Raw genomic sequence first — 14514 nt, 5'->3', positions numbered from 1 at the left:
AGAAGTCCGATGGCTCTGATAGCTCTGATAGCTCCGATAGCTCCGATCTCCCCAAAAGCAAGAAAAAACCACAATAACTATATGACACGTCTGACTAAATACACCATTCATCTCATCAGCGGCTTGCTGCTCGCTCTGCTCACCGCAGGGTGCGTCGCCGACCGCAACGTGAGCGACTGCGTCGCTGAGGGCGATGAGGTCGACATCGAGTTCGCTCTCAAAGTGCCAGCACTAGAGACTTCTCTGCGCCAGCTCTCCGACGAGCAGGAGAGCCAAGTCAAATCAGTAAAAGTTTTAGTCTTCAATACGCAAGACGCCTCAGGGCAGACACTTGCCGAGGAGGACGAGACTTTCGCTTATGTGGCTAAGATGACCACGACCAACTTCACACCCGATCAAGACGGTGTCACACACGTTGTCTGCAAGCTCACGGCTTCTGACAAGCCCATGCGCATCGTCTGTATCGCCAATTACGACGTTCCCGAGTCCATTCTCACCGTGGGCACTGCCAAGAAGACCATTCTTGAGCATGCTCAGATGACGAGGAACTTCACCGAGAAGTGGCCTACCTCTGGCGACAAATACCACATCCCTATGTGGGGTGAGAGCGATGCACAGCCCGTCAATAAGGGTACACGCTTCAACAGCTGTGCCAAGCTCGCTTATGGCAATGCTGGTCAGAACAGAAACAACGAAGGTGTCATCCACCTCGTTCGTGCCTTAGCACGTGTCGATGTGGGCGTCAACTTTGAGGCCGACCCCTCTAGCCAGACCGCTGCAGGTAGCGAAACCTTCAAGATCAAGTCGGTACGTGTCTACCGCTACGCCACCTCTATGTACGTAGCTGGTACGCAGGCGACCGCCTTCAACTTTGACGGTAAGCGTCGCAATGCCCTTCCCCATACACCCGAGGGTGTCCAGGCTGCTAAAGATGCTAAGCCTCTTGAGTTCACCGCTCAGACTGTAGAAGATGAAAAGGGTTACGTCCGCAACATCTACATCCCCGAGATCAGCAACCATCTCGATAATGGTCAGAACAAGGGCAAGGGCGAGCGCATCTGCCTTGTCGTCGGTGGTTTCTACAAGGGTGCCAGCAAGCAGACCTACTATCGTGTCGACTTTATCAAGCGTGAGACCAAGTCTCCTAACGACATCATCACCAAGCAGCTAGACATCTTGCGTAACTACCGCTACCGCTTCAACATCACCGATGTAAAAGGTCCTGGTACAGACACGCCCGAGGAGGCGCTTACCACTGAGCCGGTCAACATCAATTGGGACGTACTCGTTTGGGACGAGGGTGAGATCGACGAAATCATGTACGACGGACAGTACTACCTCATCGTCTCCAAGGATAAGTTCCACTTTGGCAAGGATGCTACTAGTGAGAGCTACACCATCCGCACCAACTGGGAAGGGGGCTACCAGATCGTCGACAAGGACGGCAACGAGTGGCCTAAGGCTGCCACAGATCTAGAGGGCACTGACAAGTGGGCATACTTCACCGCTACGGGTAGTCAGAAGGAGATCGACAAAGATATGACCAGCACGGTCAACGTCCTCGAAAACAAGAGTGGCGCCGATCGTTCTATCCCCGGTCCAGAGCAGATGAATGATAAAAATCAGCAGCAGCTCTTCGTCAAGGCCGGCCGCATTTGGTGGCCTCTGCAGATCACCCAGAGCAACAAGATCGAACTCGACATCAAGCTCTACGAGCAATTGAAGGACCCTAAAACAAACAAAACATACTTCGAGCCGACCTCACACATAGAACTCAAGAATGGTGAGACGAAAATAGTCAAGGTGGTATACACTAAGGGAGCAACTCTAGAGCGACAGCACTTAGTCTCTGGTGAGGAGCATTTTTATTGGACTCTAATTGAGGATAAGTCAGAAGAGGGCTGGGCAACCTTTACAGTAGAGATGCCTAAGGACTCAGCTCCCGATGGAGTTATGGGTATCACAGAGGCTTCACGCTTTAGAGTTGATAAGCAGGGCGCTACGGCTCACGCAGACCTCAATGTGTCTTTCCTTAAGTATGATGCTGTCCCATATAGGGATAAGCAATTAACTGACAATATGACACTTCGTCAAGCGGGCTATGTACTGATTAACGAACCAGGTAAGTTCTATATCAAGGCAAATGCTCCTTATAAACTTGAGGTGGTCACGATTACTCCTTCTAGCACGAAATCCGTTAGCAAAGAATTGGTCGTGCATAAGTGGAAAGAGAACCTCAAAATATATGAGGCTCTTGCAGGACACCTAACTGGAGATAGAATAGATTTCCAACCTTACGATTGGATCAATCGAGAGAGTGGCTTACCTCAAGGAGACGATAATATGCTCTATGCAGCAACAGTCCTGCTACGTATAAGCCCGACGTCTACTGACAAGTCGTTCAAGCCTCGAGAGTTTACAATCCGATTGACTGCAGGTATCATACAGCCCGAGGCGAACTGCTACATTATGAAGTCTACACAGAAGGTCCCTATCTTGATCCCGCTCTCTCGTATCAATACTGCTGCAGAGTGGTATTCGCAGTGGGAAGAAGAGGCTGAGAAGATTGTTGAGGATCACATAAGTACTGCTGGTAAGACATCTATTTCCAACGCTCAATATAAAGCTTATGTCGCTGATGGTAAGTCTGCACTACCTAGACTCGCAGCTACAGAGCCAGTCGAAGCCAATGTAATCTGGAGTACTATCACATCTAGTAGTACGCATAATCCTGCTGACATCAAGAGTGGCATTAAGATACTTAAGCCCGTTACTGTAGATGGTGAGAGATACTTACTCGTTGGCTTGACGGCTAAATCAAAATATGATGTTGGTAATGCTGTCGTAGGCGTGCATCGTCCAGAAGATAAAGACAAGTTCCTTTGGAGCTGGCACATTTGGGTCGTTGATGAGTATCCTTGGAAGCCCGTATCTGGAAGATCTGCGATGCCTTTCTTAAATCGCAATCTAGGTGCGATGTTTTATGGACATGGGTACTTTGCAGGTGGTGTAAGCTTGAACTATACGGGACTATTCTATCAGTTTGGTCGCAAGGATCCTTTCTATATTGACACCTATCCTGTTGTTCAACCAGATAAATTCTCTAGAAAGTACCCAATCTTCTTGGGTAACAAGAATGATGCTAGTGATAAAAGTAGGTATGCAATGGCTGCGTTGAAAGCTACCTATGGAGGGGCATATGCGCGCTATACGATGAAGCAACTCATCCGCTATCCATATCTCATAGCGACAAGAGACGCTAATGATGGTTATATCCTAGAGATGCTGGGGGCTAATGAAAACTATATGTGTGGAACTACCTTGTGGCAAGGACAGGGCGTTTATACACGTCACGATGATCGCGCTAGAAATAACATACAAGCAGCGACGGTCAAGACCCCGTTTGATCCATCTCCGTATGGTTGGAAAGTACCCTCTATTGGTCGTCTTGAGATGAATAAGATCTACAATATAGATCCGATGTTCCTAACGAACAACTGCGTTATTAAGGGTGGATTTGCTCCCAAAGGAATAGACCCAATTCAGTATGTCCCCGATGGATGGGCTATGCTACATACAGCTACTACAGATATTGGTAATGTTGGCAATAAAGCCATCTTCAATAATGGATCAATCATACTGGAATGGAATGCCAGTCAATCTAAATGGGTTCATAGGAGTAGCACTGCCGCTAGCATTATGAATGCTCAATCTGCTGGTTTACCTGTCCGTTCGATTTTGAATGAGAATGAGACGGACTTCCAGATTTACACAGAGGAGGGCTTCTATGATGCAGCCCGCTAATCGCACCGTCCGTCACGGCACCGCCCGCTAACCGCAGGCACGCCGTGACCGACACGACGGCACACCGCCCCGCTAACGCGGACCACTGTGCCGACAAACCACCCCGAGGGGGCGCCACCTGCACATTCGCAGGTAGCGCCCCCTCGCTCGTTACAATAATTTAGAGCCGAACACAGATCGATACGGCGCTGTGTCGGGAAAAAGTGATCCCCACGTGGCGATTTCGAAATCCCCACGTGGGGAATAAAAAATTCTTCGGAGGAATGAAATGAAACTTCGGAAGAATGAAATGAAACTTCGGAAGAAATGATTCGCCCCCACGTGGGGAATAAAAAACATCCACGTGGCGATTTCGAAATCCCCACGTGGAAATCCGCAAAAGGCGGGAATCGGACGAATCCCCCCGTAAAGAAATGTAAAGGTATTAGCCGTTAGCTGTTGGCTGGTTGGGTGTTGTTACTGTGTCCTGCTTTCTAAGTTCATGTGCAAGTAAAAAGCGAAGTTTTTTCTCGTTTCGCAAGCTCGGTCTACTTCTCTTCGGGGGACCGCTCGTCGGGGTGGGGGCTCCCACCCCTTGCCGCGGGGCGCTCCCGGAGCGGAGACTTTCCTTTCTGAACTTGACTCGGAGGACTCGCTTCTCTTCGGGTGAACCGCTCGTCGGGGTGGGGGCTCCCACCCCTTGCCGCGGGGGCGCTCCCCGAGCGGAGACTTTCCTTCCTTGGACTAGGCTCGAAGAGCTCTCTTCGCTTCGTGGTCCAGCTCGAAGTCGCAGTCGTGCAGAACCAACGAGAAGAGAATGTGTACGAGCTTATTGTTGACATTGTTGAGGATGACCCCGTAGGGCTTGCCTTGGGCTTTCATGCGTAGGTAGTATTGTCTTAATGTTGGGTTATACGTTATGGCACTTCGGGCTGCTTGGGTCAAGATTCCTTTTAGCCGTCGGTTACTGTAGCCACTTGTGTTGGCTTTGTGAAAGACTGAGCTCCCAGAGCTCTCGTAGAAGGGTGCTATACCGCAGTAGCTAGCCATCTTCTTGGCATTCCAGCTCTTGAAGTTGTCGGTGTAGATGATCAGCATGACAGAGGTGATGAGGCCCACTCCTTTGCAGGAAATGAGGTGCAGGTAGTTGCGGTACATCTCCTCGTCTTCCTTGATGATTTCAAGCATTCGGCACTCGCACTTTTTGATGCTTTTGGTCAGGATGTCGATGCCCTTCTGAGCATCTCGGTAGATGAAGTTGTCGACTTTAGACTTGCTAGAGATGTGCTGTTTTTCCTTGGAACTAACCATCTTAGCCTGTCTCTCGGCAACTAGAGACTGCCTATAGAGAAAGAGGTCACGTAGGCTACGCATGTTCCCGTCCAGAGGTTTATAGAGAGTGGCTTGGGAGCGGAAGCGTAGGGCGTAGTAAGCGATCATCTCTGAGTCGGCTTTGTCGTCCTTGCCTTTGCGCAGACCCATGCTGCGCTTGATCTGCAGAGCACTTTCGCGCCAGATGTTTAGGCCGTTGCCGTAGAGCCAGTCGCAGAGTGCGCGATCGTATCCTCCTGTAGTCTCACAGCAGAAGAGCATGGTGTCGGTCTTGACTCTTCGACCAGCGTTCTTCTTACTCCAAGAGACGAGGCTCCGGAACCCCTTAGGGTTGTTTTCTACTGTAGTGTAGGCGAGCTGCTGCTCGCTGTCTGATTCAGATTCGTAGTGAATCATTGTGGCGTCTAGTTTCTCTTTGGATACATCGATGCCGATGAAAAAGTATTTCATAACTTTGTACTTGAATATTTGATAAGGCAGCTAGGCTACATTAGGCTATTACTTTAATTAGGCTCTGGTCCTCTCTTTCTAATAAGTCTCGAGTAGCTGAACTCCAGAGGGTCTCTAACAGAGCTTAGGCTCAAGGCCTCGTAGGGACGATAGATTACCCTCTGGTTGCTGTCCTTACCTTACTACAACAAAGGTAAAAACAACCCGTTCAACTGACCTATTCTCGGGTCGATTTCTTTTCACTCTGCAAACTTAAAGTAGGGACGCACGAGAGTGTCTAGCCGGAGGGCGTCCGTTGTGTCAAAGCGAAATGTTGTCCCACGTCGTCCTGTCATCCCCATGTCGTCCCCCCACGTCGTCTCCCCACGTCGTCCTGTAGGGACGCACGATCTGTGCGTCCGTTGTAGAACGACCGGGACGTCGTAACCTGAACGCCGTAAAACTTAACGACAACGGACGCACAGATCGTGCGTCCCTACAGGACACGGTCACGGCTATTTTCTCGTTTCGGAAGTATTGCTGTTCGATGAAATAAAAGACTCTTCTTTCCGCTGAAAAACTTTTATCGGACAGCAATATGATCGGACAGCAATATGATCAGACAGCAATATTATCGGACGGCTATATTGGGTAATGTAGGTCCCTTGGGGTCGTATAAGGGAGGTGGGGACTGTCATCTCGTCTTTTGTACAAACAAAGAAAGGGGACCCCGCGAGAGAGATCCCCTTTCGAATCAAGACCTAATTGAATAGGTTAGAAGATAGCCGTGAATACGTTTTCGGATCCACTGACTAGCTTGGCCCCGAGCTGTGGCTTCGCCTGGGTGTTCTTGACATCCCAAATATAGACGTTGCCATCGTAGCTGCTAAAGTTGTTACCGACTGGTGTGATAGCGAAGTAAATCTTACCATCGCGGATGGCAGCCTCTTGGTACTGGAAGAAATAGGTATGGCTTGGCACCTCTAGGTTCAGCACCTCTCCTGTATTGATATCTACTCGAGCAATGCCCCAAGGGTATTGAGGTATCTCATTACCGTGTGGGTCGGTGTAGTTGGTAATAGGCTTTGCATCTCCCTTTTCGTAAGGTACAAAGGCGATCCCATTGCCAGCGTAGAACCAGCCAATGCTTCTGGCCTTACTGTGTCCGCACTTGCCTGCGATATCGATGGACCAGTCTTGGTACTCACCATCCTGGATCTTGAGCATATAGACCTTGCCACCCTCAAAACCTGTTAGCTGGTAGATGGTTTTGCCATCCTCAGCGAGGAACATATTGCGAGAGCGATAGCCAGTGGTGGAGCCTACCTCCTCTTTATAGAATATGGTCTTTGGGTTCTTAAAGCTTGGGTAGTCAAATATCAAGGTTGCGGTCTTGCCGGTCGACTTAACCGTTTTCTTTCCTGGCACCTTGTCGAGCGACTCAATCTTACTGATCTGTGCACCGTAGTAGATCTTACCTCCAGTAATTACAGGGGTGTGGATGCGAGAGATGAAGTAGCCTTGCTTATCCAACTCGGGTAGGCTGACGTTGCCTTTATTGTTGTTGCCTAGCTTCATCAAGGTGTTATCGAGGATCACGATGTTGTAGGCGCCACCAATAGATGCGGCAGTGCCTGTAGCATCCTTGCCGAGTTGCTGGCCGGCAGCATCGAAGCGAACGGGGCTGATCTCGTGAACGGAAGAGTAGTGGGTACCTGGCAGCAGGGCAAAGCGCATATTGCTATTACCGATCACATTCTGTGAGCGTACGGTGGTGCGCAGCTCAAACTTCTTAGTAGCCTTGTTGTAGATCACATTGGTGATATCGCCTACACGATAGGTGAGGCTGTAGAGGAAGCCATCGCTACTCCTATAAGCGTGTGGTGCTCTCGCATCGGAGACCAATGGGAAGGCATCCTTACCACCTACGATGGTCACATTGGGATCATCGAGCTTGTCAAACTGGTGGAGGTAGAAGTTGTTGGTGCGAGTGTTGTAGCCTACGGTATACCCAATGTAGAAGTCAAGGTTGTCCTTGCTCTCGTACGTGCCTGCAGTGGTGATGTCGGCTCCGACGATGTTTGTTCCATTACCTGGACCTACAGGGTCGAGACGCTGCTGTTGCTCATCATCGCAACTGGAGAAGAGCGTGACGAGGAGCGCAGAGGCCACTACGGTAAAGAGGTTTTTGATAGTTCGTTTCATACTATTGTTTTCTATAAAGTGAATAAAGTGTTGTCTCTTATTGCAGTGTATAGACCAGCTTGCCAAAGAAGGCACGACCGGGCTTTTGCAATGCATAGTTGTCGAATATCTGCTGATTGAAGATGTTCTTTGCGTCAAAGCTGACGGTGAGTGCCCCCTTGAGCAGTGTATAGCTGACGGATAGGCTCACTGGTGACTGATGCGGCACATAAGGGGTGCTGTAGATCACAAGATCTACGGGGAACTTGCTTACGTAGAATAGATTGGTACCGAGAGTGAGGGTATTGCCTTCGGCTCCGAGATTGGGTATCAGGTAGCGGAGATTGAGATTGGCCTTGTGTGGAGGCTCGTGCCGTAGGGGCAGCCCGTAGATCGACTCGTTGCGATTATTGTAGGTCGCCTTAGTATAGGAGTAGCTCCCGGTGAGGAAGAGCTTATCCCATAGTGAGAGCGAGCACTCGGTGTCAATGCCACGGCTCAGGATATTGTCCACATTTTCGAATTGCGAATAATCGGCCAGAGCCCCGATCATCACCTTCTCTCGAATCATATCACGTGTGTCACGCACGAATAGCGTACCCGATCCGCTGATGCCTAGAGGTCCTAAATGGTAGGTGCCAAAGTTGGTGCCGAGGTTGAAGTTATTGCTTCGCTCGGGCTTTAGATTGGGCCTCTGAGAGACGTTGGAGGCGACATTGCCAAATAGCTCTAGCTCGCTGGGGAGTCGTATGGCCCGCTCGGCCGAAGCGTGTAGATAAAGACCATCTAGCACCTTGTAGGAGAGGGTACCGCCCACTCCGTGAAAGGATGTGGCACTCTCCACGTGGGTATTCTCCAGCTTACCAGTCGTGGGGTTAATCAGCTCCATGATGGCGTGTACCTGCTGGTAATACTGCTTATAAAAGAGAGAGTTTTTCAGACGTCCCTCTAGCCAACTATCCTCAAGGGAGAGGGAGGCGATAGACTTCAAGGATCTCTTATTCTGGTCGGGCGGGGTGATGTACTTAGGCACTAGCGGGTCGTGACTATCACGTAAGAAGTAGGTGCCTTGCCACCTAGCTGTGAGGGTGTGGTGCTTTAGGAAGGTATAGACCAGACTCGTGCGAGTGGTAAAGGTATTGCTAATATCAGTCTGCAGCGAGGGCCCCCCTGTGATGGGGTTGCGCACCTCTGCGCCAAAGTCGGTCTTAATAGGCTGGTTATTGTCATCAACAATGGGATGACCACTCCAATCGTAACGATAGGGGACGGTATCTACCACCACTCTATGATTATTGGTATAGCCTAGCTGGAGGTCGAGGGAGAGACCATCGGTGAAGATATCATCCTTACGGTAACTGGTCTCTACGGCCACCATGCGGCTATTCCTATGGCGATTACCATAGACTCTATTCATGCGAGCACCGTGCTGTATCTCTTTGTAGCCGCCCGAGGCGATCACGTTGAGGGAGAGCTGATCCACCCAGCTGCGGTCATTCAGACTTAAGGCCAAGCGGGTACCATAGTCGCGATAAGCATCGTGAAAACGACGTGCCTTATCGACCTTGGTCACTTGTCCATTGCCATGCTCATAGACGATGTCATCGCCCCACACCCAGTAGTTATTCTTGCTATAATTGTAGTAAAGCGAAGCGGAGAGCATAAAGCCATTCCCTAGGTAATAGCTACCATAGAGATTGGCAAGGTGGGTATTGAACGACCCCCCAGAGTAGGAGACAACGAGCTGATTGCTCTTGCGATTCTTAAGGATGATATTGATGGCCCCACCCAGAGCATCGTCAGAGAGATAGGCAGGCACCACCCCTTTATAGACCTCTACGCGCTCAATCATCGAGGAGGGGATACTACGCAGGGAGAAGCTACCTCCATAGCTACTCTGAGGGACACCATTGATGAATGTGCGGATCGATTCGCCCGACATACCATTGATATTGACATTGGTGCGAGCCCCTAGACCACCACTACTGCGGATGCGAGTGCCGGGGAGCCGGTCGAGCACTTCGGAGGTGGAAAGGCTAAACTTACTAGTCGCATCTAGCTCCAACACATTAACCGAGAAGCCACTCAACTCGGTACGTCGCTTTGCCGATGTACCCGTCACCACCACTGTTCCCAGCTCCGTCTGGCTAGATTTCACCTGATAGCGGAGCTCAAGAAGCGGCGCATTCAATACGATCTTGTGCTGCTCGGGCTCTATGAAGAGAGAGGTGATGTTGAGGAGGTACTTGCCGCAAGGTATGTCGCGTAGCTCAAAGTTACCATGCTCATCGGTGAGGGTGTGATAACTTGTGCCGTCGAGCGAAATGGTAATAGCTGCAAGGTCCTCACTCCCGGCGCCCTCCAATCGTCCACGGATTGTACCTACTTTTGGGGATTGAGCTTCTGCCGTAAAACTCAACATCCCACCGATAAGGAGGAGCAAACAAATAATATTGCGATAGGCATATCGCTGTATAAGGCTGTATATCACGACCTTTATGGATACACTCATTGTGAAGGGGAACTCGATTTTAATGTGCTTCACAAAGCTACCCCCATATCTCACTCCCCGCAATACCTAAAAGTAGCCATTTCCCTCGTCCATCACGCTGAGCAATAACTCGATCAACTTTAGGCAGAGATCACTTATGATGATATGCTTGAATACAGAAACAGGGTGCCAATCACTACGTGACTAGCACCCTGCTATTCGTTGCGGAGAGGGAGGGATTCGAACCCCCGGACCCGTGAAGGTCAACGGTTTTCAAGACCGCCGCGATCGACCACTCTGCCACCTCTCCTTGCTTGACGACTGAGGGGATAGGCTCTCCTCACCTAGCGAGCATACATCTTGGCCGATGTGGATGCAAAGGTACTACAATTTCTCAAATAAACAAACAATCTCGATGTGCGTACATTCCACCCGCTAATGCAATTTCTCAAGAATGATGTTTTTGATGACTTCATTGGGTGTCTTATAGTTTAGGTTTTTACGGGGTCTATTGTTTAGTAGGTTCTGAAAGCGTCTAAGGTCAGCGTCAGTTAAGTCTTCGAAAGTAGAGGCCTTAGGAATAAACTGGCGTAGCAGTTTGTTTAGGTACTCAATATGAGGCTTATCCCAGGATTGATAGGGGTGGGCAAAGTAGACGGGCGTTTTGAGAGACCTCTCTATGGTCTTAAACTTGGCAAACTCACTTCCATTGTCGGTTGTGATCGAGTGTAGCAGTCCCATCTTCTTGTAGTACCTCAGAGCTTTATTCACCTCTCTGGCGAGAGCTTTGGCATCCTTGCCATGCTCCAGAAGTCGTATGATAGTAAAGCCTGTAACACGCTCTACAAGCGTTAAAATTGCTCCTTTCTGCTCTTTGCCTATAATGGTATCCATCTCAAAATCTCCTACTCGTGCCTTCTGGTCAATGCACTCAGGACGAGTCTCTATGGACTTTCGCTTAGGCCAGTCTGTTTTTATTGGTACGGCCAGGCGTCGCTTGCGATAAGCTAGCCCATGCCTTGTGTGTTTGTAAAGCTTGCCTCCAGCTTTCTTGTCTTGATGCAGGAACTTGTAAATGGAGGTCTTACCGACCATCGGCTTGCCCTCCAGCTTTCGCCTTCCAGCAATTTGCTCTGGAGACCATTTATGCTCTACAATGCACTGGACAATATCAGCTTTCATAGCATTCGTCAATTTAGCTCTTGCCTTGTTCTTCCAGTCTTGTCGCTCTTTGGCAAACATCTGAGCCTGAGTAGGGCTATAGTTGCCAGCGGGTGTCAAGTTCCTCTTAATCTCTCTACAGATGGTGCTAGGGTGTACTCCTATGACCTCTGCGATCTTTTTTTGAGGCGTGTTAGTCTTCAGAAGAGCAGCAATTTCGTATCTTTGCGCTTGGGTTAGATGCATACTTGTATATAGCTAAGTTTTTGTTTCCACAGCAAATATACTGCATTAACCTTAAAGGGACGGTGAGCGCATCGTCCCTTTTTTCGTCTCGGCAGCTCGCTACCTGCTCCTCCCGCCCTCCTAGGAGAGGAGGGGGCGTCCGGAGCAGGGCGAGCTCCACTCCAAATTGCATTTTGGAGTGGAAAATACGTGTGGACGTCCGCAAATAGTCACGTGGAGACGGATCATCGCGCGATGCCGTGCTGACATGCTCTGTTCTCCAGGCTGTGAACCACGACGTCTGCACGCTCTTCGGGTGTTAAGCTGGTCTAGGGTCTGGGGGGAAAGCTATTCATTTGTGCTGATTTCGCTATCTTTGCACGGAAAGTGCATTAGGACGGGGCGTATCCATTGATGCCCGACTAGGACTCTCGAACGTGTGGGCGTAGCACGCTCTATTTATACCCAATAGGTTAGTAGCCGTATGAACTATCTCTTGCGATCGGATCGTTGGTTTGTCTCGCGCTATGCGAGGGTACGAGGATGGAGACCTTCGGGGCGTCTGCTCTCGTCGCTCTCTCTATTGCTGGTGCTACTTGTTGGGTGCGCAGGCTCCGACACGACGGCACAGCAGTTGCCGACCCACCTACTAGACATCTGTAATCAACGCACCGACATCCTACTCCAGGAGGCGACGCAACAGATCGAGAAGATGACGATCGAGGAGCAGATCGGGCAGTTGATCATCCCCATCTGGGAGCCTCGCTATGACTCGGCCTCGCGAGCGCGCTATCTGCAGCTTATTGACAAGATTCGTCCAGGGGGCATCCTCTTTCGCAAGGGGGAGCCCTACGATCAGTATCGGCTCACCCGTCTCCTGCAGGAGCACTCACGCATACCGCTGCTAATCACGGCTGATGCCGAGTGGGGGCTGGCGATGCGTCTCCAGGGGACCATACGCTACCCACGTATGAAGCTACTGGCTGATCACTGCACGCCCGAAGAGATGTACACCCTCGGGCAACACATGGCGCAGCAGTGCCGTGTGATGGGCATCCATGTGAGCTTTGCGCCCGTGCTGGATGTCAATAATAATCCGAAGAATCCGGTCATCGGCACCCGTAGCCTAGGTGCTACGCCCGACATTGTGATCTCGCATGGACTAGCCTTGGCGAGAGGCCTGGAGGATGGCGGGGTGCTGTCGGTCGCTAAGCACTTCCCGGGGCATGGCAATACGGATAAGGATTCGCACAAGACACTCCCCACCGTATCGGGCAGTCTAGAGGAGCTCGAGCGGGTGGAGCTAGCCCCCTTTCGCGCCTACATAGAGGCGGGTCTCGGGGGAATCATGGTAGCACATCTCTCGGTGCCAGCTCTGGAGCCTGATGTGACCTGTCCCTCCTCGCTGAGTCATGCTGTCGTGACGGGGCTGCTACGTGAGCAGTTGGGCTTTAAGGGGCTCATCTTCACCGATGGCCTGGAGATGCGAGGCGTACAGCGTGCTGAGGGTTTGCCCATATCTGTGGCGGCTATCCTAGCGGGCAATGACCTGCTCCTGGGGCCTCTAGATCCTCTGCAGAGCTATGAGGAGCTACTCTCTGCTTATCATGCGGGCATTCTCTCGGAGGAGACGATCCGAGATCGCTGCCTGCGCATCCTCTGCTACAAGCTCTTGCTCCATGCGGGAGAGATGGTCGAGCGTCCTATATATAATGAGGAGGAGCTATACGAGGCGCTGCATACGCCAGAACTGCTCTCCTTTGCCAAAGAACTGCAGAACAAAGTATCTCAAAAGAAATAACATTCACAGCTGTCTAAACAAGCGTAGTATGATAAAGAAGAATTCCTCTCAGACGATGAATCCCGTCTGCCCACCCCTACAGTTTGACACCGCCTCATGGTTTGCTCCCGAGCTGACGAAGCTGGCTGAGCATCTTAACGATCGCATGGTCGAGATGATGCGCTTCTATCCCGAGAGCGACTACAAGACGCTACGGACTATGATCTCCAAGCGCAATGAGCTACATGTAGACAATATCGTGATCACGGCTGGTCGTACGGCTGCTTTCTACATTATTGCGGAGGCTTTTGCGGGGAAGCGCGGCGCTATCCTCGTCCCCTCGTACCAGCACTATGAGCTAGCGGCTAAGCGCTATGGCTGGCAGCTAACCTATATTCCTGAGGATGTAGAGACGCAGGAGATAAAGCTCGAGGGTGAGGAGTTTTGCTGGATCTGCTCGCCGAATAGCTCGACGGGACGCTTTCGCTCCCGGGCTGAGCTACTGGAGCTCATCAGTGCTCACCCTCAGGTCTTCTTCATCGTAGATCAGTCCTATGCGTCCTTTACGACACAGCCTACGCTTACGCTGAGTGATGTGAAGAGCCACCCGAACATTATCTTCGTCAGTTCGTTTACACAGACCTATGGTTTGCCCGGGCTGCGCATAGGCTATGTAACGGCCGATAAGAAGGTTATCAAGGAGATCCAAAAGGTGATAGACCCATGGTCGGTCAGCACGATGGCGGTCGAGGTGGCGAAGTATATCTTGATTCACCCAGCGCAGTTTACGCTCCCGATCCGTAAGTGGCAGCGCAATGCGCTCGAGTTAGAGACCAAGCTTCGCCAGATAGATGGTATCGAGGTGATGCCGAGCGATGCGCCCTTCTTCTTAGTCCAGATACACTGTGCCACAGCAGCTGAGCTGGTCAAGTATCTGCTGGAGGAGCACAACATCGCGCTCTACGATGCGACCAAGTTGCGAGGCATCAAGGGTGAGATGGTGCGTATCACCTCTCGTGATGCGACAGACAATGCGAAGCTCGTAGAGGCTATCACAGCCTTTTGTGAGTCTAGGTAAGAGGCTCTGAGAGGGCTTTTCGGAGGAATGTGCGATAGCATTTTGTACCCG

Annotated in this window: 7 protein-coding genes and 1 tRNA gene; 3 read left to right on the top strand and 5 right to left on the bottom strand. The window is 50.8% G+C overall.

Translation table 11 applies throughout. The annotated features are described in order from the left end of the window. The first annotated feature begins 81 nt into the window (after positions 1-81). Complete coding sequence (locus Q2J34_RS02355) at positions 82-3804, top strand: hypothetical protein (RefSeq protein ID WP_300969185.1); 3723 nt, start codon at positions 82-84, stop codon at positions 3802-3804. 723 nt (positions 3805-4527) lie between these two features. Here Q2J34_RS02355 and Q2J34_RS02350 read toward each other — a convergent pair. The 5 genes from Q2J34_RS02350 to Q2J34_RS02330 all read right to left on the bottom strand — a co-directional run bounded on the left by Q2J34_RS02350 (position 4528) and on the right by Q2J34_RS02330 (position 11626). Beyond that, the gene (locus Q2J34_RS02350; protein ID WP_300969017.1) at positions 4528-5565 is read right to left on the bottom strand and encodes an IS110 family transposase; all 1038 of its coding nucleotides are present in this window, start codon (positions 5563-5565) and stop codon (positions 4528-4530) included. A 753-nt stretch (positions 5566-6318) separates the two neighbouring features. Continuing rightward, the gene (locus Q2J34_RS02345) at positions 6319-7749 is read right to left on the bottom strand and encodes a hypothetical protein (protein ID WP_300969184.1); all 1431 of its coding nucleotides are present in this window, start codon (positions 7747-7749) and stop codon (positions 6319-6321) included. Between the two features lie 37 nt (positions 7750-7786). Then, entirely contained in the window at positions 7787-10150 is a 2364-nt protein-coding gene (locus tag Q2J34_RS02340; protein WP_300969183.1) for a TonB-dependent receptor, read from the bottom strand. A gap of 294 nt (positions 10151-10444) precedes the next feature. Continuing rightward, positions 10445-10529: transfer RNA gene (locus Q2J34_RS02335), tRNA-Ser, on the bottom strand. A gap of 125 nt (positions 10530-10654) precedes the next feature. Continuing rightward, the gene (locus Q2J34_RS02330) at positions 10655-11626 is read right to left on the bottom strand and encodes an IS30 family transposase (protein WP_300969182.1); all 972 of its coding nucleotides are present in this window, start codon (positions 11624-11626) and stop codon (positions 10655-10657) included. Between the two features lie 463 nt (positions 11627-12089). On the opposite strand from Q2J34_RS02330, the gene Q2J34_RS02325 reads away from it, so the two are divergent. Both Q2J34_RS02325 and Q2J34_RS02320 read left to right on the top strand, forming a co-directional pair. Then, positions 12090-13406, top strand: a complete 1317-nt coding sequence (locus Q2J34_RS02325) for a glycoside hydrolase family 3 protein (RefSeq protein ID WP_298886616.1) — start codon at positions 12090-12092, stop codon at positions 13404-13406. Between the two features lie 28 nt (positions 13407-13434). Further along, on the top strand, positions 13435-14463 hold the full coding sequence (locus Q2J34_RS02320; RefSeq protein ID WP_298886619.1) for an aminotransferase class I/II-fold pyridoxal phosphate-dependent enzyme: 1029 nt from the start codon (positions 13435-13437) through the stop codon (positions 14461-14463). Positions 14464-14514 lie beyond the last annotated feature (51 nt).

The sequence above is a fragment of the Porphyromonas vaginalis genome, from assembly GCF_958301595.1.
GTDB lineage: Bacteria > Bacteroidota > Bacteroidia > Bacteroidales > Porphyromonadaceae > Porphyromonas > Porphyromonas vaginalis.
This window is presented reverse-complemented; position numbering and strand designations above follow the sequence as displayed.